Source organism: Streptomyces sp. NBC_01267 (genome assembly GCF_036241575.1).
Classification (GTDB): domain Bacteria; phylum Actinomycetota; class Actinomycetes; order Streptomycetales; family Streptomycetaceae; genus Streptomyces.
Genome location: NZ_CP108455.1, coordinates 5,064,314 through 5,085,008 on the forward strand (window position 1 = coordinate 5,064,314; position 20,695 = coordinate 5,085,008).

11 protein-coding genes (1 of these 11 only partly in view) are annotated in these 20,695 nt (G+C 69.5%); 2 read left to right on the top strand and 9 right to left on the bottom strand.

Translation table 11 applies throughout. The features are described 5' to 3' along the window. The 9 genes from OG709_RS23360 to eccD all read right to left on the bottom strand — a co-directional run. On the bottom strand, window positions 1-8,144 hold the start of the coding sequence (locus OG709_RS23360) for an EndoU domain-containing protein (RefSeq protein WP_329167643.1). 23,320 nt of this gene lie to the left of the window's left edge; the window shows 8,144 of its 31,464 coding nt (coding positions 1-8,144); its start codon is at window positions 8,142-8,144; its stop codon lies off the left edge, out of view. Between the two features lie 13 nt (window positions 8,145-8,157). Beyond that, window positions 8,158-8,484, bottom strand: a complete 327-nt coding sequence (locus OG709_RS23365; protein ID WP_250299835.1) for a hypothetical protein — start codon at window positions 8,482-8,484, stop codon at window positions 8,158-8,160. Beyond that, entirely contained in the window at window positions 8,477-8,983 is a 507-nt protein-coding gene (locus tag OG709_RS23370) for a YbaB/EbfC family nucleoid-associated protein (RefSeq protein ID WP_250299836.1), read from the bottom strand. Before OG709_RS23370 ends, OG709_RS23365 begins: the two co-directional genes overlap by 8 nt. Beyond that, complete coding sequence (locus tag OG709_RS23375) at window positions 8,983-11,067, bottom strand: hypothetical protein (protein ID WP_250299838.1); 2,085 nt, start codon at window positions 11,065-11,067, stop codon at window positions 8,983-8,985. Before OG709_RS23375 ends, OG709_RS23370 begins: the two co-directional genes overlap by 1 nt. Before the next feature lie 123 nt (window positions 11,068-11,190). Then, window positions 11,191-11,619 carry a hypothetical protein gene (locus tag OG709_RS23380; RefSeq protein ID WP_250299840.1) on the bottom strand — a complete coding sequence of 143 codons (429 nt, stop codon included), beginning with the start codon at window positions 11,617-11,619 and terminating at the stop codon, window positions 11,191-11,193. Between the two features lie 2 nt (window positions 11,620-11,621). Continuing rightward, the gene (locus OG709_RS23385; protein ID WP_250299842.1) at window positions 11,622-11,906 is read right to left on the bottom strand and encodes a WXG100 family type VII secretion target; all 285 of its coding nucleotides are present in this window, start codon (window positions 11,904-11,906) and stop codon (window positions 11,622-11,624) included. 70 nt (window positions 11,907-11,976) lie between these two features. Next, on the bottom strand, window positions 11,977-12,324 hold the full coding sequence (locus tag OG709_RS23390) for a hypothetical protein (protein WP_250299844.1): 348 nt from the start codon (window positions 12,322-12,324) through the stop codon (window positions 11,977-11,979). Window positions 12,325-12,435: 111 nt separating this feature from the next. Beyond that, window positions 12,436-13,941, bottom strand: a complete 1,506-nt coding sequence (eccB, locus tag OG709_RS23395) for a type VII secretion protein EccB (RefSeq protein WP_250299846.1) — start codon at window positions 13,939-13,941, stop codon at window positions 12,436-12,438. A gap of 56 nt (window positions 13,942-13,997) precedes the next feature. Next, window positions 13,998-15,386, bottom strand: a complete 1,389-nt coding sequence (gene eccD, locus OG709_RS23400; RefSeq protein WP_250299849.1) for a type VII secretion integral membrane protein EccD — start codon at window positions 15,384-15,386, stop codon at window positions 13,998-14,000. A 218-nt stretch (window positions 15,387-15,604) separates the two neighbouring features. Here eccD and eccCa point away from each other — a divergent pair, with 218 nt between their 5' ends. Continuing rightward, window positions 15,605-19,636 (top strand): type VII secretion protein EccCa, encoded by a 4,032-nt coding sequence (gene eccCa, locus OG709_RS23405; RefSeq protein WP_329167644.1) that lies wholly within the window; start codon window positions 15,605-15,607, stop codon window positions 19,634-19,636. Between the two features lie 259 nt (window positions 19,637-19,895). Next, window positions 19,896-20,627: a TetR-like C-terminal domain-containing protein gene (locus OG709_RS23410; RefSeq protein ID WP_326694100.1), complete on the top strand. Its 732-nt coding sequence runs from the start codon at window positions 19,896-19,898 to the stop codon at window positions 20,625-20,627. The last annotated feature ends 68 nt before the right edge of the window (window positions 20,628-20,695 follow it).

Genomic DNA, 20,695 nt, shown 5'->3' on the forward strand with positions numbered 1-20,695 from the left:
GGGGCGCCCGCCGAGTGCGGAATCCACTTGCCCTCGGTGTACTCCTTGCCCTGTGGCGTCGTCGTGTCCAGCAGGTTCTCCAGCCCGGCCGCACGGATCTCGTCGCGCTCGAACGTGTCGGTGAGGTCCGGGTGGATGTAGTCCGCCAGGGGGTTGTCCCCGCCGTCGCGGAGGGTCTGCCCGAACAGCGCACGCAGGTCGTTCGCCACACCGGTGAGGTCACGGTTCTCCGGGAGGACGATGCCCTGCTGCGCCAGCAGGTCCGGATCGATCCGGACCAGGTGCTCGGCCAGGGAGTGGAAGAAGCCGTTGCCGTCGTGGAAGACCGGGCCGACCGGGTGGACCTTGCCGGAGGAAACGTCCTCCACGCCGAGGAGTTCACCCTCGTCGTCGGTGAACTCCGTGTACGAAGCAGCGGGGGGTTCGGGCTTCTCCACGCCGTGGGCGTGCTCCACGGTGGGGTCGTACGCCAGCGCCTCGGGCGCCTCGGTGCCCGTGCGTTCGTTCTCCGGCAGCCGGTGCCAGTCGTTGAGGGCATCGGCGGCCGACCGCAGGGCGTGGTAGTGCTCGCCCGCGAGCTTCAGCTTCTGCTCCAGCGCCTCCAGCTTCGGCTCGGCCGTCTGCCGTGCCTCGTCCAGTGCGGACTGCGCCGCGTCCAGTGCCTGCTGCGCCGCCTGTCGGGCCTCAGGGGTGGTCGCCACCTCCAGCCGGTGCTTCGCGTCCGTCACCACGAACGCCAGGTCGGTCAGGGGGCGGTACGCGCTCCAGTACGCGTCGTGGTTCGCCTTCCACGTCTTCCACCCCTTGGTCACGTCGTCCCACTGCCCGGACAGCTTCTCGGGGAAGTTCGTGTCGGTGATGAGTCCCAGGTCGCGGGCCACGTCCTCGCGGATCCAGGCGAGCACCTCGGTGTCCGCCGTACCGGCCTGGACACCCGGCGGGTCGAAGCCCTCCCAGTTCAGCCCGCGGATCATCGCCTGGCCGACCGAGCTGTCCTTGAAGTGGCGGTGCACCCCGGCGACGGCCAGCCACTTCGTGGGTACGGAGAAGAGGAAGGCCCGCCCGGTGTCCGGCTTCATATTGATCTTGGCGGCGGTCGCCTCGTTGAACTTGTACTCCTCCGACGCGTTGACGCCCGGCGCGATGACCGGGGTGATCTGATACGTCGTCTTGTGCGAGTCGGCCCCGATGGCGTCACCGCCCAGCCCGCGGTTCTTGCTGCCGGAGTCGCCCTCACCGACGTCGTGACTCTCGCTCGTGCCGGTGGCGTACTCCATCCGTACGTCGGCCGTCGCCAGCAGCTTGGCCCCCGACAGGTCGAAGGACGGGTGGAGTTGGAGGGATCCGGTGGAGCCGCCGATGAGGGCGTCGTCGACCAGGCCGAGCGGCTGGTAGCCGTTCTCGCCGAGCGCCGAACCGTCGATGAGCGAACCGGTCAGGGACAGCTCGTTGGTGCCGGACGTCAGGGTGTCGCCGCCGCCCTTGCCGGGCGCCAGCAGCTTGACGTTCGCGGCCTTGGCACGGGCCTGGACCAGCTGGTCACCGGTGAGCACCCCCTGGGTCTCCGGACCCTTGCCCGCGTGACCGCCGTTGAGGTGCGGGGTCTGGGCCTTCGCCAGGGTGATGTGGGCCAGCGCCTCGACATTCTCCGAGCCGAGCACCCGCGTGAAGTGCACCCCGTTGCCGGGGACCAGTGCTTCGGGGCGTTTGGCGCCGGCCACGTGGTCGGTGACGAGGCGACCGACATTCCCCGGAGTCACGTTCCTCGACGGCAGCACGTCCACGGAGACGGGCGGCACCGTGTACACATCGCCCGCGCGCTCCCCGCCCGGCCTGAGCAGGGCCAGCGGCTCCTGGCTGTCCGCACTGCCCGCCTCCCAGGTGTGGGTCAGTACGGTGTTGCCCTTGTTGTCCACGATCGTGACCACGACGTCGTACGAGGTGGAGACGGTGGCGACCGGGCCGGGGAGCACCGTGGTCTGCGACACCGTGTCCGACTGCGAGGTGCTCTCGGAGGCGCTCTGACCCTGCGAGTCACCGGCGTTCAGCAGTGGACCGCCCGTCGAACCGTTCGGCCCGGTGATGCGTTCGGTGATGTTCGCGGAGACACCCTTGGAGCGGTTGACGCCCCGGGACGCGCTGTTGCTGGTGGCGACGGAGTGGCCGTTCTCCACATCGCCGAAGCCGAAGTCCTTGACCGTCCGGGTGCCGGGGACCTGCTGCACCGTGACCCGGTAGTTCTTGCCCCCGAAGGGGAGGCTGTCGCTGAAACCGCGCCAGGGAGCGCGGCCCCGGTACTGCTGCGGAATGCCGGCCTCGACCAGGGCCTGCCCGTGCCGTTCGGACAGCAGGGTCCTGATGGACTCCAGGCTGTTGCGGGTGAACCGCAGATTGCGCAGCGTCTGGTTGAACTGCGCCCGCCCCGCATCGGTCCCGTTCGGCGCCGACACCGGGAAGACCCCGAGCGGGCTCTGCTTGAACCATGAGGGGTGCGACCAGGTGCCCGCTCCGGTGGCGAGGCTGGGCACCGTGTCGACACCGGTCCTGAACAGACCCAGCGCGTGCGCCGCCTGCTCGGTGACCAGCCCGCGCCAGGCGTTCGCCTTGTTCACCAGCTGCCCGGTCCATGCGGGCAGCGCCGAGCGGAACGGGGTGAAGACACCGAGCTTGTCGCTGCTCATCTCGAAGCGGTATTCCGCGTCCGTGGTGACCGGGACCCAATAGCCGTTCTCCGGCACCACATTGACGGACCGTCCGGTGGTCCGGCCGGCGCCCTTCGAGGTCATGGTGGAGCGCTGGAACGGGGTGTAGCCCACGCCGTACCGCGTCGTGGTGGGCGGATTCGTCTGCTGCGCCGGGAAGTGCCCCGCGTTCAGGTCGATCGACAGCACCCAGCCCTTGCCGTCTCCCCCCGAGATCGCCAGGTCCAGACTCCGGTTCTGCTCCGGCTTGAGATCGACGGGGCCGCCCACGGCGGTCGGCTCCCCACGCCGTCCGACGAGCCGGATGTCGCCCGTCGCGCCGTACAGGAAACCGGGGGCGCGTACGTCGTTGAGCTGCTTGCCCGTCGGGGAGAACACCTGGTCGGCGTCGGAGGTCAGCGACATCGAGCTGAAGGCGTTCTTCATCCGCTCGTGCTGGCTGGTCCCCGGAGTGGTCAGCGTCCACTCGCCGCGGGTGGCCCGGTTCGCGACCAGCGGGCCCGCCGACTGGATGTGCGTGTCCGTCGGCACGAAGAGGGTCATCACCGGGATGTTCTTGAGCGAGTCACCGCGCTGCCACTCCGACGGCGCCCACAGATCCTCGGTCTCGTCCGGCCGCAGCTGCCGGGAGGTGGTCTCCCGGTCGGTCGCGTACGGGTTGAACGCGCCCTCCGCGTGCGGGTCGACCTTGGGCGCGTGCTGCTCCGACAGGTGGAGCATCACACTGAAGTCCCCGAGTGTGGCGCCGTGGCCGCCCACGGTGGCCGGCCCGTGGAGCGTGCGGTTGGCCCGGCCGAGCGTCACGGCCCGGTACGGCGAGTGCCACTGGTCCACGCCCACCAGCGTGGCCTTCAACGTGCCGGTCGCCCGGTAGGAGTGCACCCCCGCCGGAGTGGCCGTCACGTCCTCGCGGCCGGCCGTCCCCATGCTGCCGGTGCTCCGGGTGTGCTGGCGGTTCGCGCCGCCCTTGACCCCCAGCACGCCGATGTGCTCCGGCGTACCGTTCGGGAGCGTCGCCCCGGAGCGCAACTCCAGGGTGGCGGCCACCTGGGCCCCGTAGCTGTGCGTGGTGCTGTGTGAATTACCCATGCGTTCACCGGCGTTGATGGCCTGACGGGTCATCTCGTTACGGTCGGTGCCGCGGTAGACCGGCGGGGCGAGATCGACCTTCAGGTTCAGGTCGAAGAAGCGCTGCTTGGTGAGCGAGCGGCCGAACAGCTTGACCGACAGCCCGTCGTGGGCCAGTTCGTTGAGCGTGGCCGCGAGGTTCCGCTCGTCGAACTTGGCCATGATGATGCGGGTGTTCTGCTCGGCCCGACTCCGCTCACCGCTGATGTACTGGGTGAACTTGTTCCACTGCCCGCGCAGGTTGGCCCGGTCCGTACCCGGGCGGGGGGCGACCAGCACCGAGTCGCCGTGCGTCCGGCCGATCCAGTCCAGCACCTGGTCGACGAGTACGTGCGGGGACGCCGGATCGTCGGAGTGGCGGTTGCCGATGACGAGGTCGGTGGCCCTGGTGTGTGTCAGGTCGTAGTCGCCGTTGCGCCAGCTCGCGGGCAGCGGCGGCTCGCTGCCCTCGGGGCGGGTACGGATGTCGGGGTCCCAGCCCGCCCGCTCGCGCGCCTCGCGGACCGGCAGCCGTACGAGGCTCCAGGTGTCGAGGGTCGTCTCATGGCCGTCGATGGTGACGGGGACCTTCATCTCCTGGAGGTAGAGGGCCGTCGGGCTGCCCTTCACCCGTCCGGTGATCTTGCGTCCCACGTTCCCGCCCTGGAGCGAGACCTCGCTGGAATCGTGGCTGTATTGCAGGGTGAGCCCGAGCTGCATGAAGAGGTTCGGCGCATGATCGGTCGGGATGGCGAACCGCGAGCCGCCGAAGAAGGTCACCACGTAACGCCGGTTGTCCTGGACCAGGACCTCGTTCTTCACGGTGATCTGATCCGTGATGCGCAGCTCGGCGTCGTCCACGACCTCGATCAGATGGTGCTGGCCGGACACCGCCTTGCCCACCTCGAAGCGGCCCGCGGACGTGCCGTTGCTCTTGCGCACGTCGAGCGGCGGCAGCGGACCGCGGGCCAGCTCGTCGGCCATGCCGTGGAAGTGCTCCGTGGAGAAGTAGTCGCTGAGCTGCTGGTGTTCGCGCGTGCCCGGCTTGGCGTCGATCCTCTGGACGGCCCAATCGAAGAGCGACTTGACCGGCCCGAAGCCCTCGGTGCTCGGTGAGCCGAGGTGCGCATCGGGCTGCGGGGTGAAGTGCTTCGGGACGCGCAGCTCCGTCGCCTTCGGCACGGCGGAACCCTTGGAGACCCGGGTCGTCATCCCGTTCTTGACGCCGGTGCCGAAGGATCCCACGCCCTCCCTGTGGAACTCGACCCGGTAGTAGACGTCCTGCCGGAAGAACTCACTGCCACCCGTCGTACGCGTCTCCCGCTGGTACGAACGCTGGTCATGGGTGCCCACGACATGCTTCTGGTTGTGGGCGGCGTTCGCGCCGACCTCCACCACCACACGGGTCGTCGACGGCAGTGCCCCCGTGTTGAGCTTGACCTGAAGGTTGGTGCCCCGGGAGGTGCCGGTGTTCGTGCCGGTCTGCTGCTGGAACTGCTGGGACGTGTCCAGCTTGTGCGGGTCGCGGGCCTCGGAGTCCGGATGGTGGGTCCACACGTCGGCGTACGGAACGGCCGTGACGGTCACCACGGTCCGCTTCGCCTTGGTGAGGCTCGCCTTGAGGGAGTTGGGGACGCTGTGCTTGGCCACGAAGCGGCGGCCCTCGCCGAGGAACGAGCTCGGGTTCCGGGCCAGCGCGTCATCGATCTGCTTGGCCAGGGCGGCGTCGGCGCGCTCGCGGCCGAGCCTGGTGTTGAGCATCGTGTGGAGCTTGCTGCCGATGCTCGCGCCCTGGCGCGGCTGAAGCAGCTTGGTGCTGCTGTGGCCTGCGGCGGAGCCGGTGGGGAGCGGAGTCGTCGGGGGACGGGGAGTTTCGGGGTTCCTGACGTACTGGATGACGTCGTGCTGCCAGAGGGGAGGACGGGGGGAGCCCTCGGCGGTGTCTCTGGGGTTGTTCTCGGGGGGCGTCAGGGTGTCGTCGTACTCGGGGTCGCCGCCCGGGTTCTCTTCGTTGGTCTGCTGGTTGGTCTGCTCGGTGATCTGGTCGTTGGCCTGGCTGTTGTTCTGTTGGTTGTTGTTCTGCTGGTCGGTGTTCTGGTTGGGCTGCTGGTTGTTCTGCTGATCGGTGTGCTGGCCGGACTGCTGCTGTTGCTGTTGCTGTTGTGCGGAGTTCTGGTCGGACTGGTCGTTCCGCAGCTGATCCGTGTCGAGTCCCGAGTTGTCCCGGTGCTCGGTGGAGACGACGTTGTCGTGGGGCAACTGCTTCGGCGGGGGCGGCGTCTCCGGAACCGTCGCGTTGGCATCAACCGTCTCCGTGACGTTGTTCGCCGTCGGCTTCGGGGCCGTGACCGACTCGTTGTTCGGCGTGAGCGACGCGTCGAAGTCGGTGGAAGTGGAAGTGGTTTCTGTCGTAGTCGGGCGACGCAGGGGCTTCAGCTCGATGTTGTTGCTGCTGCCCTCGCCATTGTTCGGCAGAAGGGGGGACTGGTTCGGACGGCGGGGCGAGGAAGCCGCATGGGGGGTGTTGGGCGACGACGCGTGGGTGGACGACAGGTTCGGCGAGGTGGTCGGTGCCGTGTTGGCCGGGGGCACGGAGGTGTTCGGTGCGCCCTGCGGGACGGGAGCGACCGGTGCCACCGGGTTCTCGGAGTGGTTCTGAGAGTTCGAAGAGTCCGAAGTGTTCGTGTGCTGAACGTCGTTCGTGTGGTTGACCGTAGGGACCGTCGAGTCCGAGGAGGTCGTCGCCACCGGCTTCACCGGCGTCACCTGGTCGTGGGACGTGTGGACGGTGCTGGTGTCGCTGTACAGCGAATCCGTGTCGCTGTCGCTCATGTTGAAGTAATCGGGATCATCTTCCACATCGAGATGATCGAGGTGTTCGTCGAGGTCCCCGGCTACGTTCTTGTCCAGGCCCGTGGGCAGGTCCAGGTCGAAGTTCTTGTCCAGGCCCTTGTCGAACCCGCCGCCGAGCCCCGAGGTGTCGAAGTGGTGGGACATGGCATGCACGACGGGGTGGACGAGATAGACGTGGCCGCCGTGACTCAGTCCGCCGGTCAGCATGCCCGCGACGAAGGTGTCCCACGACGTGGAGAAGCCGTCCTGGTAGATCAGGTTGTAGAAACCCTCACCGAGGTTCTGGCCTATGGACTCCACGAGCAGCCCACTGCCGACCATGCCCAGCCGGAAGCGCTTGTTGCCCTGGAAACCCATGTGCATCAGGGTCTGGGGCATGTCATGGGCGAGCACCTTCAGGGCGTTCTTGTCGAGCGTGCTGCCCAGTTCCCTGGTGAGTTCCTTGCTGAGTGCTTCCGCCGCGCCCTTGGTCGGGCCCGACCAGTGCTCGGTGACGGTCTTGGCCCAGGTCTTGCCGATCTGACGGGACTCCTCCTTCGTGAACCCGTTGATGGGGGACTTGGCGAACTCCTTGCCCATGTTCTTGATGAAGTTCTCGGTCGTGGCCTTGGCGCCCTCCTTCCCACCGAGCTTGGTGAAGCCCTTGGTGAGGCTGAGGTCGTGATTGCTCAGCAGCTTGGCCACGTTCTTGGCCAGGTCATTGGCTCCGCCCTTGCCCCCGACCTTCTCCAGGGTCTTGAAGAGCGTCTTCAGCTCCGTGGTGAGGAGCTTCGACAGACCCTTGCCGAGCTTGTTGCCCAGCCACTTGCCGATCCCCGGGGCGAGCAGGCTGAGCGGCCCGGTGACCAGGCCCTGGATCGCGCCGAACTTGATCGCGTCCAGCAGCAGCTTGTTGTCGAACTTGTCCCGGTTGCCCTGGCCGATCTGGACCATCTGGATGATGCGGTCCATCGCGATGCCCATGCCGACCCCGAGGGCGACGTGCTGGGCGATCCTCTTGAGCAGCTCCTTGATCAGCATCTTGAGGAACACCCGGGTGAAGAGCGTGCGCCAGCTCAGCCCCTCCAGCAGTGCCTCACCGAAGCCGGGCACCCACGAGAACGCCATGGCGTACATGAACTCGGCCAGCAGCTCGATGAGCTGGGCGAGCATCATCCATTTCGTGTACTCGGCCTGGGTCGCGGTGTCCCGGGCGGTCTTCGCCATTTGCTGGGACTGCTCCGCCGCCGCATCGAGGAACGAGTCCTTGCCGCCCGCGATGACCTGGCCCAGATTGAGGAACGCGGTGGCCGCGTCGCCCTCGAAGTTCTGCCGGATGCTCTGGAGCAGCTGTACGAGCTGGTCGTCGAGCTGCTTGTAGTCGTTGCCCACGGAGTCGTAGAGATCCGCTGCGTTGCGGAGCTCGTCCTCGTTGGCCTGTGGCCACTTCATGCCCGTGAGGGCATGCATGATCCACTCGATCGCGGGGGAGGGCGTCAGCATCCGTGGGTTCTCATCACTTGGAGTCGTTCGACCAACTGGTCGCGAGTGACTTGGCTTCGTCCTCGACCCGGTCGAACAGGGCCATCACGTCGGATCCCGAGTACCCGACCTGTTCGACCAGGGTCTTGAGCAGGGTCAGCAGGTCGTGCAGGTGCTTCATACCGGGGTCGATGGTCTCGTGGTACTGCTTGGCGATCTCGTCGTCCTGGCCGCCGCCATCGATATTGATCTTGTCGATCTGGGCCAGGTAGTCGCCGATCTGCTTGATCAGCTCCCCGATCTGCGGGTACTGGGCGAACTGCTGCTTGAGCTGGTCGATGGTGGTGATCTTCTCAGCCATCCGAGGTACCGCCCTTCCCCTTGCCCGTGCCGTTCCGCCCGGTGCCCGGTGTGCCGCCGGACGCCTTGCCTGTGCCCTTCCGTCCGGCGCCCGGTGTGCCGCCCGGCCCCTCGGGGCCCGGCCACATCTCCCGCAACGGGCCCATCAGGTCGTCGAATTCGCTGCCGCCCGTCATCGACTTGCGCATGGCGGCGCCCGCTCCCTGGAACGGCATCATGGTCTCGCGGACCTTCTGCCCGGCCTGCTCCCTGGCCTGCCCGATGACCTCGACCAGCGCCGCGCCCAGTTCGGCGGGCGCCATGTCGCGGTACGCGTTCGTATGGAACTTGATCTCCCGCACGTCGCCCTGGGCGCCCGCGACGACCGTCAGCATCCGGTCCTTCGACTGCACGGTGACCGTGTACTTGGCCAGCTCCCGCTGGGTCGCGAGGAGGGAATCGCGGTGTTCCGCGAGCTTTCCCATCATCTCGTCGAGCTGTTCCTGGAATCCGTTACCCATCAGCCGATCACTCCCGGTGCTGCTGCCTGGGAGGTGCCCCAGGTCTCTTCGTCCTCTGCCAGCCAGGTGCGGCGCTCACGGTCCCGCTCGCCGCCGCCCCCGCCGCCGCCTCCGCCACCCATGGGAGGCATCATCGGCTGGCCGTTGGACGACGTGCGGTTCATCGCGGAGGACTGCCTGACCGCGGACTCCTCCGCGGCCAGATTGGGCTCGTTGGCCGAGGTGCGGGTCCGGACGCGCTCCGAGACCGAGGTCTTGGGGTCGCCGATGCTCCGGCCGTTGGGGAGCCGCTCGTTGCCCCGGGGCGGCAGCTCCTCCAGGTTCAGTTTGTTCCTGCCGCCGCCTCCGGTCTTGTTCCCGTACCCGTTGCCGCTGCTCTCGGTACGGGCGTCACCGCGAATCCCGGAGAGGGCCTTCTGGTAGGCCTTCTCCTGCTCGACCTCCTGGGCCTCCTGCGCCTTCCGCTGCTTCAACTGCTGCTGCTGGTTGAGCTGCTGCTGCTTGAGCTGCTTCTCCTGCAGTTCCTGCTGGTCCTTCAGCTGCTGCTGCTGGTTGGCCTTCTGCTGCTTGATCTGCTTCTCAGCCAGCTCCTGCTGTTCCTTCAGCTGCTGCTGGCTGGTCTTGCTGTTGCTGCTGCTGTTCCCGATCGACGGGCCGGGGCCGATGTGGGAGTTCGCCGGAGCCATGAGGGGCTTCTTGTCGGCGCCCAGCACCGGCTTGCCGTCCGGCCCGATGATCTGGTTTGTTTTGGGGTCTATGTGCGACCCGGGCGGGATGTCGGGGGTGTTGCCCTTCGAGTCCTTGATCGGCTGGTTGTTCTTGTCGAGCAGCGTGTTGCCGCCGCCACCACCCTCGTTGGTCTGCGGGGGACCGGTCGTCTTCGACTGCGGCGGCGGGGGCGGGACGTTGGATTCGGTCTTCGGCGGCCCGGTGATGCCCGACCCCGGCGGCTTGTCACCGGTGTTGGTGTCGTCGCCGGGGGGCTTCTTGTCGCCGGTGTCGTCGCCGGGGGGCTTCTTGTCGCCGGTGCCGTCGCCGGGGGGTTTTTTGTCGCCGGTGCCGTCGCCGGGGGGTTTTTTGTCGCCGGGTGGCTTCGGTGCGTTGGGATCGCGGTACGGCGGCTTGGTGAGGGCGCTCGGCGGGATCACGTCGATTGCGGCCTGATAGGCGGTTTGCACGTAGCCCAACTGCGGCTTGGCGACAGTGTCCAGCACGTCCGCCACCTGCTTCAACCAGGCGTCCTTCGACTTCTGCTCCAGCGTGGACCAGAATTCCGGCGTGGTCGGATTTCCGAGTCCTGGTACGTCGAGAGTGACGGAACCCCTGTCCGAGCTGAACGTGAGAGTCGCGCCGGCCATGGCGTTGAAGAACGTGTCGTGGACATGGGTGCCGGGCCAGCCGCCCGGGGCGTTGCGGAAGGTGTCGGCCGCGGTGACCAGTGCGAACATCGCATCGTGGAGCTTGACACGCGCACTGTCGATGAGAGTCGGGATGTCCCCGCGGTTCACCACCTCCTGATGGAGGTACGCCACCTGCTGCTGCACGGCCACGAGGACCCGCTTGAAGGCCCCGGCCGCCGTGCCCTGCATCTCGGAGTCCGGCACGTTGATGTCTTTCACCCACGCCTTGATGTCGTTCTCCACGAAATCCATGTGGTTGAGAACGTTGCGCAGCATCATCGCACCGTCGTCGAAACTGCCCACACTGGTCGTGGAGTTGCCGATCAGGGTGTTCAACGGCGGCCCGATGATGGCCCAGGGTTCGTGGATGAACTTGGACAGAGGGGTGTCCGAGCCGTTGTCTCCGACTTCGGGCGTCAGGCTGAACCCGATCTGGTACGTGTAGCTCTTTCCGCCACTTGCTGTCCAGCCCTGCGACCAGCCGTAGTCATAGCCTGAGGGGGTGCCGACGTCGCCATCGGCAGCCGAGACGGCCCGGTGATCGCTCTTGAACCACGGATCCTTGGTCACATCCGCGCGGTTGGTCACCTTGGCCAGATCGCCGTCTTTGGGGGCGACGAACGCGAGTCCGTCCTCCCACTTCCGGTCGGGGAACGAGTCCTCCGGATTCGTGGGGGTGGCCATGGCGGGTTCCTTACGGGTGTGATGCAGACGGTTGCGCAGTGCGGAGGTTGAGCGGTGGAGGCGCCGGGCGGTCCGGCACCGCCCGATGCCGATGTCGGACGGTGCCGGTGCCGCGTACCGGAGTTACGGGCTGGGAGGAGCGGTGGGAGTGCCGCCGAACTCCTTGAGGGCGTTCGCCAGCTCCAGGTTCATCTGATCCGCCGTCAGGGCGGCGTCGTCCTCGCTGTTCTGGAGAATGGTGTCGACGGTCGCCATGTCGATCGACATGGTGGTGAAACCGTCCCCGAGAACGTCCAGCTGCGTCTTGAGACTTGAACAGAGCTGAGTGAACACCTTGTGCAGAGTCGCGTCGGGGCCCAGGGTGCCCGAGCCCGCGAGGAGTCCCTTGTGGACGCCCGACTCGGTTGCGTATTCGCCCAGCGTCGCGTAGTCGGGGCCCGACTGGAGCCAGCCCTGGAGTCCGAGGACCCTGGTGCGGGCCTCACCCTTGAGCCAGCCCTCGGTCACCTTGAAGGTGCCGGTGTCCCCGTCGTCGTTCTCGTCCTTGGCCATGGTCAGAACATCCCTGAGCCGCGCTTGTCACCCGCGACCTGGCCGTCGACCATTTCCTTCAGGGCCTGCTGACCTGTGCCGAACTGGGCGTTCATCGTCTCGATGGCGGTGTTGGCCTGGTTCTGGAAGTCCGTGTACACGGTCGCGGTCTGACCGGAGAAGGACGCCTTCAGGGGGCCGAGCTGGCTGAGCAGTTCGGTGAGCGCGTTCACCATGTCCGTGTTGGCCTTGACCATGTCGTCGATGGCCGCGTTGGCGCGCTGGACTTCGAGTGTGACGTCCGCCATGTCCGGTCGTCCTTTCAGGAGGTGTGGGAGGGGGTGAAGAGGCAGAGCTGGCAGGCGGGTCGGCCGAGGATCAGCCGGACAGGGCCTGGTAGTAGCCGCTGCCGCCGCCGTCCCACGCGCTCGCGTACTGGGAGGCGTCCATCTCGCTGGAGTTGTGGATGGTGTCGGCCGCCATCAGCGAGGAGTGCAGGGCGTCGACCTTGCCCTTGATGTCGTTGTACGACTGCATCCACTGCTGGAGCTTGCTGCTGAAGATGCTGGACGAGTCGGCGACGTACGACATCCGCACGTCGTCGTGGATCGCCGACACGGTCGCGCCCGCGCGGGCCATGGTGGCCACGTGGTTCTCCAGGGCCGTGCGGGCCTTGTCGATGTCTGTTTGCTGCCGATTGAACAGTCCAGGCGCGCTGTCAACCATGGTGGTTGCCTCATTCCGGTCAGGATTCGGACATGTGTCGCCACGATACTCATCAGAAGTGCTCAACTGACCCTGCTGGATCAGAATTTGATCTTCGCTTGAGCTTTGGCGTCAATTATTGATGCATCGTTCATTCGATTGTTTCGGAGCGCCCGCAACGCTTTTGCTCCCGGCGCCCTCCGTGGCGGATAGGTCGGCCCGCACGATGCCGCCCTGCGCCAGTGCCTGCGGGTCGAGATTCGGCCCGGTCGGCAGCAGATCGAGCAGCGGTGCGGGCAGCCGTACGGCATCGCTCGCCGAGTAGCCGAGCTGCTTGAGAGCGTCGTCGTCGGGCACCGGGTAGGCGGCGCCCGCGTCGGTGACCAGGTAGCGGGTGGAGCCCGTCCCGGCCGTGGAGTGGGCCGTCACCAGGGCGCCCGAGCCCGGTCGGACCCAGACCCGGTCGGCGGCCAGGCACCCGGCCCGTACCCCCGGTTCGGCGTCCGGCGCCCCGCCCGGCACCTGCGTGGCGGCGACCAGCGCCACCGTCGTGGTGTGCCCGGAGCCGCTGGAGGCGACCCGCGCGCACACGTCCTGACCTGCGGTGGCCGACACCGGATGCGGTGCCTTGGCGGGCAGGTCCGCGGCGAGCGCCGCGGCGGCCGACGCCGGGACCTGATGGGCGGCCAGGTCGGCCGCCCCCACCGTGCGTTCGTTCACCGCGCCGCCGCCGTACGCCTGCGCCTGGGTGCGCGGGTCGCCGAGCAGCAGCCGGTGCAGGGTGTCGGTCAGCGGTACGAGCCCGTCCTTGCGTAGCAGGTAGCGCTGGCCGCCGTCGGCGGTGAAGAGCTGGCCGATCCGGCTCGCCGCCCCCGACAGCTGGGGACCGGCCCCGCCCCGGCCCGGCACGTCGGGAGCCGCCAGGTCGGGCCCGGCCACCAGCGAGGTGAGGAAGGCATCGCCGACCGGGTACGGGGCGGTGGTCCCTGCCCAGCCGAGCGCCGCAGCCCCACCGTGTTTGGTGTCGACCGCGAACCGCCGTCCCTGCCAGAGCAGTTGGACGCCTCCGCTGGGTGACGACACCAGTACGCCGTCCTTCGCACCCAGCCCTTCGCCGCCCGGTTCGGCGCCGATCACCACCGAGGTGACCGTGCTGGTACCGCCGGTTCCGGTGTCCTTGCGGCCCGCGCACACCGACCAGGTGCCCCGGTCGAGCGCGCCCTTCGGCAGCCCGTCCGGTGCGCCCACGATGCCGAGCGGTGTGCCGCGCGGGGTGTCCCCGAGGGAGGCCGAGGCGACCTGCTGGACGGACAGCTTGTCCCCGGCCAGCAGCCGCGCCGACGCCTCGTTCAGCACGGGGTGCAGGGTGCCGCCGATGTAGACGTACCGGGCCCCGGACTCCTTGACCACCACGAGCGCACCGTCGGTGCGCCAGGAGGTGGCCCCGCCGGGCGAGATCAGCCCGTACAAGGTCGTGACCAGCGCGGCGAGGCAGGCGATCAGCAGGCCCCAGATGATGCCGCGCCAGGTACGGGCGGTCGGGGTGTCGGGTGCGTCCGGCTCGGCGCGCTGCATGCCGGAGGAGAGCCGGCCCATGACGAACATATGGGCCTGGACCTGGTCACGCCTGGACTGCATGCACGTTCCTCACTGGGCTCACTACGGGATTCACGGATCTCAACGCCGGTGGGGTGTCAGCCCCAGATGCCGCGCAGCGTGCCGAACACCCCGGCCAGCAGCAGCGCGAGCGGCAGCAGCACCAGTGCCGTCAGGCTGTGCAGCATGTCGGCCGCGCGCCCCCAGTACGGCACCAGCCTGCGGCCGGGCACGGTCCAGGCGGCGATCACCGTGACCGCGGCTGCGGCCGTCAGCATGCCGGTGACCTCCAGCCGTCCCGGCATGCCGGTTCCGACCGCGTCCGTGCAGGCCGCGAGTGTCAGGGCGTACGCCCCGGGCACCGCCATGACCAGGCGCTGCCAGGCACCGCCGACGGTCCGGGTGTGCAGGAGCAGCAGCAGTCCGAGCGCCATGGCGAGCACCGGCGCGGGCCAGCCGTCGGAGTCGGGCCCGGTGAGCAGGGCCGTGATGCAGCCGGCCAGGACCAGTCCGAGCGCGGCGGTGCAGCCGGTGGCGTACGCGTCGGCCAGCCGGGCGCGCACCCGGACCCGCTCGGCCTCGAAGGGCTCGATGCCCTCCTGGAGTTCCTCGGCGCTGGACGGCAGCGGTGGCAGTCGCAGCCCCGCCAGCCGGAAGGCCAGCCCCGGTACGAAACTCCCGGCGGCGACCGCGCCCACCGCGAGATATCCGGCCGTGTGCGACAGCGGCACACCGCCCGCGCAGACGATGCCGCCGACCGATGCGAACAGGGCGACGGTGAAGACCCCGAGGAACAGCGGGGCGAACGCGCCGACCGCGGCCAGCGCGAGGACCGCGGCGCCGGCCGCTGCCGCGCCGCCCGCCAGCAGCCGGGGCCCGAACACGGACTCGCCGTGCCCGGCGGTGGGCAACAACGCCCCGGCCAGGGCCAGATGCGGCACGGCCATCAGCCCGAGGGCGGCGCCCGCCCCCGCGTCCCCGACGGCGCGTGACGCGGCCGTGGCCCCGGCGAGCAGCAGTACGGCGAGCACGGCGGCGGCAGCGATCCGCCAGTGGGCAGGACCGGGCAGCGCGACGGTGAACAGGGCCGCGGTCAGCCCGGCCACGGCGAACCCGATCAGCAGCCGTCTGGTCAGCTCGGGGCGCCAGGTGTCGGGCCGGGCCCGCAGCGTATCGCCGATGCCGTCGACCAGATCGTCGAAGTCGACCTCGGGCAGCGTCTCATGACGCGCGCGCAGGTACAGCGTCTCGCCGTCGCGCAACTCCAGCGACTGCGGGGTCCCCTCCTCGTCGAGGGGTGCGGCGCCGAGCCGCTGGAGGGTCCAGCCGCCATGGGCGGCGCCCTGCTCGTGCAGCTCCCCGCCGGCGTACTCGACGAGAACGGGGATGAGATCGGCCAGCGGTACGTCGACCGGGATGCCCAACTCATAGGAATTTTCAGGCGCTCTTACAGCTATTCGGCACAATCCGACGGTGGTGTCGCTCACGGCGTTTCGATTCTCTCCCGTCCGGGGGTGCGGGTCGACCCGGGAACGGGGCGAACACTATCGTGAGTTCGAACCGATCTTCGGATCAACCACTTGGCCGACAATGCCGGGTGGTTGATGGAATTGCCGCGCGGCACAACGGGCAACCGTTTCGTATCCGTCTGTTAACCCACGGGCAATTCAACCCAGTCTCCTTGGACCAGGAAGGCCCAGCCCTCTTGAGCACCGTCACGTTCCGGCGCCCGCCGCGCCGGCCGGGCCCTCAGCTGCCGCAGGGCGAGCTGACCCTCCAGGAACCACCCGCACTGCCCGAGTCCCAGAGCGCCATGAGCGGCGTCATCACCTATCTGCCCATGGCGTTGAGCTCGCTCGGCATGGTACTGATCTTCATCAGGCCCGGCGAGAGCAGCGGCATCCTGATGTGGGTCGCGATCGGGATGATGCTGCTGTCCGCAGTGGGCATGCTGATCAGCCAGTTCATCCGCGCGGCCGGTGACCGCAAGCGACGGCTGCGCGGTGAGCGGCGCGACTACCTGCGCTACCTCGCCACCAGCCGCCGCCGTATCCGCAAGGCCATCGACGAGCAGCGGCGCGCCGATGCCTGGCACCACCCCGAGCCGGGCTCGCTCGTCTCACTGGCGCGCGGCGGACGGCTCTGGGAACGCCGCACCACCCATGAGGACTTCGCCGAGATCCGGGTCGCCACCGGCACCCGTCAGCTCGCGCTCACCCTCAACCCGCTGTCCACCAAGCCCGTCGAGGACCTCGAACCGCTCTGCGCCCACGCGCTGCGCCGCTTCATCCGGGCGTACTCGACGGTACCGGGCCAGCCGATCGCGGTCCGGATGCGCTCCTTCGCCCGGGTGATCCTGCTGTCCGGCAGCAAGGACGGGGAGGAGACCGGGCCCCCCGGCACCGACCACGCCGCGGCTGCCGAGCGGAACCTGGAGACCGCCCGCGGCGCCGTCCGCGCCATGGTCTGCCAGCTCGCCGTCCTGCACGCCCCGGAGGATCTCGCCGTCGTGGTCGTCGCCGACGGCGGTGCGCTCCCCGGCTGGGAGTGGGTGAAGTGGCTGCCGCACGCCCAGCACACGTCCGACACCGACGGCGTGGGCAGCGCCCGCCTCGTCGCCGAAGCCGTCTCCGAACTGGAACCGCTGCTGGGTGAGGAGTTCGGCGGGCGCCCGCCCTTCGAGCCGGGCGCCGAGCCGAGCCGCGACGAGCCGTACACGGTCATCGTCCTGGACACCGCCGCGGTCCCCGCGGGGGCGCGCATAGCCGGGGCCGGCTACCGCAATGCCCTGGTCCTCGACGTACGCGGGGTCCTCGACGACGCCCCCGAACGCGGCTCGCTCCGCTTCCGTGTCACCCCCGGCGACCTCTCGATGGTCACCACCGACGCGGACGGCAAGACCGTCGAGACCTCCGTGGGCCGGCCCGAGACCCTCGGCCCGCGCGCCGCCCGCGCCCTGGCCTCGGCGGTGGCCCCCTTCCGGCTGGGCGCCACCGCCCGCTCCGAGCAGCCGCTCCAGGAGGACATGGAGCTGACCGGTCTGCTCGGCATCCACGACCTGCACTCCGCGGACCTCACCCGGCTGCACGAACGGCGCGCCCCCGGCGACCGGCTGCGCGTCCCCATCGGACTCGCCGCCGACGGCAGCCAGGTCGCCCTGGACATCAAGGAGTCGGCGCAGGGCGGGATGGGCCCGCACGGCATGCTCATCGGCGCCACCGGCTCGGGCAAGTCGGAACTGCTGCGCACCCTGGTGCTCGGCCTCGCACTCACCCACTCGTCCGAGACGCTCAACTTCGTACTCGTCGACTTCAAGGGCGGTGCGACCTTCCTCGGCCTCGACAGGCTGCCGCACACCTCCGCGGTCATCACCAACCTCGCCGACGAAACGGCGCTCGTGGACCGTATGCGCGACGCCCTGCACGGCGAACTCATGCGCCGCCAGGAGCTCCTGCGCAAGGCGGGCAACTACGCCTCGCTCCTGGAGTACGAGAAGGCCCGCGAAGGCGGCGCCGACCTCGCGCCGCTGCCCACGCTCTTCGTCGTCGTCGACGAGTTCAGTGAACTCCTCGCCGCCCACCGGGACTTCCTCGACCTGTTCGTCATGATCGGACGGCTCGGCCGGTCCCTCGGCGTGCATCTGCTGCTCGCCTCGCAGCGGCTCGACGAGGGCCGCATCCACCAGCTGGAGTCCCATCTCTCCTACCGGGTGGGGCTGCGGACGTTCTCCGCGATGGAGAGCCGCGGTGTGCTCGGTGTCCCGGACGCGTACGAGCTGCCGCCCCAGCCGGGCAGCGGCCTGCTGAAGAACGACGTCGGCACGCTCACCCGGTTCAAGGCCGCATTCGTCTCCGGGCCGTACCGGGTCATCCGTCCCGCGGTACGCCAGGCGGTCGTCGCCGGACAGGTGGTGCCGTTCCAGGCGGGCTGGGTGCCGCCCCGCCAACTCCCGCAGAGCGCAAGTGAGCTGGCGGGAGCGGAAGCCGAGACGGCCGCGGCCGAGGAAGCGTCCGCCAGCCTGCTCACCATCGCCGTCGAGCGGCTGGAGGAGTCGGGCCCGCACGCCCACCAGGTGTGGCTGCCCCCGCTCACCGAACCGCCCACGCTCGACCTGCTGCTGCCCCCGCCCGGCTCACCCGCCGCGCGCCGGCTCACCGTGCCGGTCGGCATCGTGGACCGGCCGTTCGACCAGCGCCGCGACGAGCTGATCGCCGATCTCTCCGGTGCGGGCGGGCACGTCGGCATCGGCGGCGGCCCGCAGAGCGGCAAGACCACTCTCGTCCGTACGCTCATCACCGCCATCGCCCGCACCCACACCCCGCGCGAGGTGCAGTTCTACTGCCTGGACCTGGGTGGCGGCGGGCTCTCCGCGCTCTCCGGACTCCCGCACGTCGGTGGCGTCACCGGCCGCCTCGACCCGGAGCGGCTGCTGCGCACCGTCGCCGAGATCACCGGGCTGATCGCCCGCCGCGAGCGGCAGTTCGCCGATCACGGTTTCGGCTCCATGGCCGACTACCGGCGCAAGCGCGCGGCCGGTGAGTTCGCCGACGACCCGTACGGCGACGTGTTCCTCGTCGTCGACGGCTGGAACACGATCCGCCAGGACTTCATGGACCTGGTGCCGACCTTCACCCTCATCGCGTCCCGCGGGCTCAACTTCGGAGTCCACCTCATCATCGCCGCGACCCGCTGGGGCGAGATCGGGAGCGCCCTGCGCGACCAGCTCGGCACGCGCTTCGAGCTGCGGCTCGGTGACCCCGTCGACTCCGCGATCAACATGCGGGCCGCGGCGACCGTGCCGAAGGTCCCCGGCCGGGGGCTCACCGACGAGCAACTGCACTTCCTGACCGCGCTGCCCCGTATCGACGGGGACTCCTCCGTCGACACCCTCTCGGACGGCGTCGACGCGCTGGTCCGCGAGACGGCCGCCGGGTGGGACGGGCCCAAGGCGCCCCCCGTCCGGATGCTGCCGCTCACGTTGCCCGCGTCCGAACTGCCCGAGCCGGACGGCGACCTGCGCGTCCCCATCGGTATCCGGGACGTCCAACTGGACATCTTCCACCACGACTTCGAGGAGAACCCGCACCTGGTCGTGGTCGGCGACGCGGAGTCGGGCAAGACCAACCTGCTCGCGCTGGTCTGCGAAGCCGTCACCAAGCGGTACGGGCCCGCCGAGGCCCGGGTCATGGTCACCGACTACCGGCGCCGCCTGGCCGGGGCCGTACCCGAGCCCTACCGCCTCGGGTACGCCGTCGGCCCGGCCCAGCTCCAGGAGATGGTCTCCGGTTCGGCCCGCGCCATGGCGGACCGGGTGCCGGGACCGGACATCGCACCGGAGCGGCTGAAGCTGCGCGACTGGTGGAAGGGGCCGAGGCTGTTCGTGGTCGTGGACGACTACGAACTGATCGGGAGCGGCGGTCCCGACCCGTTCGCGCCGCTGCTGCCGTATCTCGCCCAGGGCGCCGAGGTGGGACTGCACCTGATCGTGGCCCGCAGCGCCAACGGCGCGTCCCGCTCGATGATGTCGGATCAGCTGCTGCGCCGGCTCGTCGAGGCCAACACCCCGGTCGTACAGCTGTCCTGCCCGCCCGCCGAGGGGCAGATCGTCACCGGTACGAAGCCCCGTCTGCTCCCGCCCGGACGCGGTCTGTACATCACGCGCCGCAACACGGTGCAGGTGCAGACGGCGCTGCGCGGCGAGGAGGCGGAGGAAGCGACGGGGCCCGCCGAGCAGTAGGCAGGGACGTGGGCGGAGCAACAGGCGCAGCAGGAAGCCGACTTGGGATCCGGACTCCGCTGCGTACGGATCCGGCGCCCGGAGAGGTGCGCGATCCCGTGTGATGTCAGCGTCGTGTCAGCGGGGCGTGATCTCCTGTTGCCAGGTGCGCCCGCCGCCGGTTCGTACGGCGGCGGGCGCCCTGGCACGTCCCCGGCGCACGACCGGCCGGGAAACCGAAGAACGAACACGCGGACACCGCGAAGAGAGGATGCGCCGGATGGGCGTCACCGAAGGACCGGACACGGCAGCCGGATCGGCCGGATCCCCGATCGGAGAGGACGCGAGGGGCGCGCTGCGCCGGGCCGCGCTGGGCCGGCTGCCCGAGCGGCGCCGGGTCGCTCTCGGTCTCGACGGGCTGGCCCAGGAAGCGGGCGTCGAACAGGGCCTCGCGCACGAGGAGTTCCCCGGCGAGTGGGACCTGCTGAGCGATCTGGTCCTGGGCGCCTACAACGCGATGAGTGATGCCGCCGAGGCCGGGGCCGAGCGGGCGAGGGCCGAGGGCGTCGGGCTGCTCGGGCGCTGGACGGCCATCTGCCTGGGGGTACGGCGGTGGGCGCTGGACCACCCCGACGAGTACACCCTCATCTGGGGGTCACCGGTGCCGGGATACGTCGCGCCCCCGGAGACCATGGTGGCCGGAGCCCGCACCGTCCTCGCGCTCCTGGGCACGCTGCGGGAGGCCCAGGAGGCAGGGGTGCTCGACACCTACGCGGGCGACCCGGAACCGTCGGAGGGCATGCGGCGCAACATCGCACCCCTCGCCGAGGGTCTGCTCAGCGGCCTCCCGGACCAGACCATCGCCCGCTTGCTGACCGCCTGGACCCAACTGCACGGCATGGTCGGCTTCGAGGTCAACGGGCACATCGCCGGTGTCGCCGCCGACCCGGAGGCGTTCTTCGCCCACACCGCGGAGTCCATGGGGGTGTTCATGGGGCTGCCGCGGGGGTGAGCCCGACAGCGGTGGCGGTACGGAGCGCCGGTATGGCTCCCCGCCCCGCCACCGGCGTGGCTCCCCGT

Excerpts from the sequence above, each read along its gene's own strand:
- OG709_RS23365 (WP_250299835.1), bottom strand. The coding sequence starts at position 8,484 with ATGGCTGAGAAGATCACCACCATCGACCAGCTCAAGCAGCAGTTCGCC.
- OG709_RS23370 (WP_250299836.1), bottom strand. The coding sequence starts at position 8,983 with ATGGGTAACGGATTCCAGGAACAGCTCGACGAGATGATGGGAAAGCTC.
- OG709_RS23375 (WP_250299838.1), bottom strand. The coding sequence starts at position 11,067 with ATGGCCACCCCCACGAATCCGGAGGACTCGTTCCCCGACCGGAAGTGG.
- OG709_RS23380 (WP_250299840.1), bottom strand. The coding sequence starts at position 11,619 with ATGGCCAAGGACGAGAACGACGACGGGGACACCGGCACCTTCAAGGTG.
- OG709_RS23385 (WP_250299842.1), bottom strand. The coding sequence starts at position 11,906 with ATGGCGGACGTCACACTCGAAGTCCAGCGCGCCAACGCGGCCATCGAC.
- OG709_RS23390 (WP_250299844.1), bottom strand. The coding sequence starts at position 12,324 with ATGGTTGACAGCGCGCCTGGACTGTTCAATCGGCAGCAAACAGACATC.
- eccB (WP_250299846.1), bottom strand. The coding sequence starts at position 13,941 with ATGCAGTCCAGGCGTGACCAGGTCCAGGCCCATATGTTCGTCATGGGC.
- OG709_RS23410 (WP_326694100.1), top strand. The coding sequence starts at position 19,896 with ATGGGCGTCACCGAAGGACCGGACACGGCAGCCGGATCGGCCGGATCC.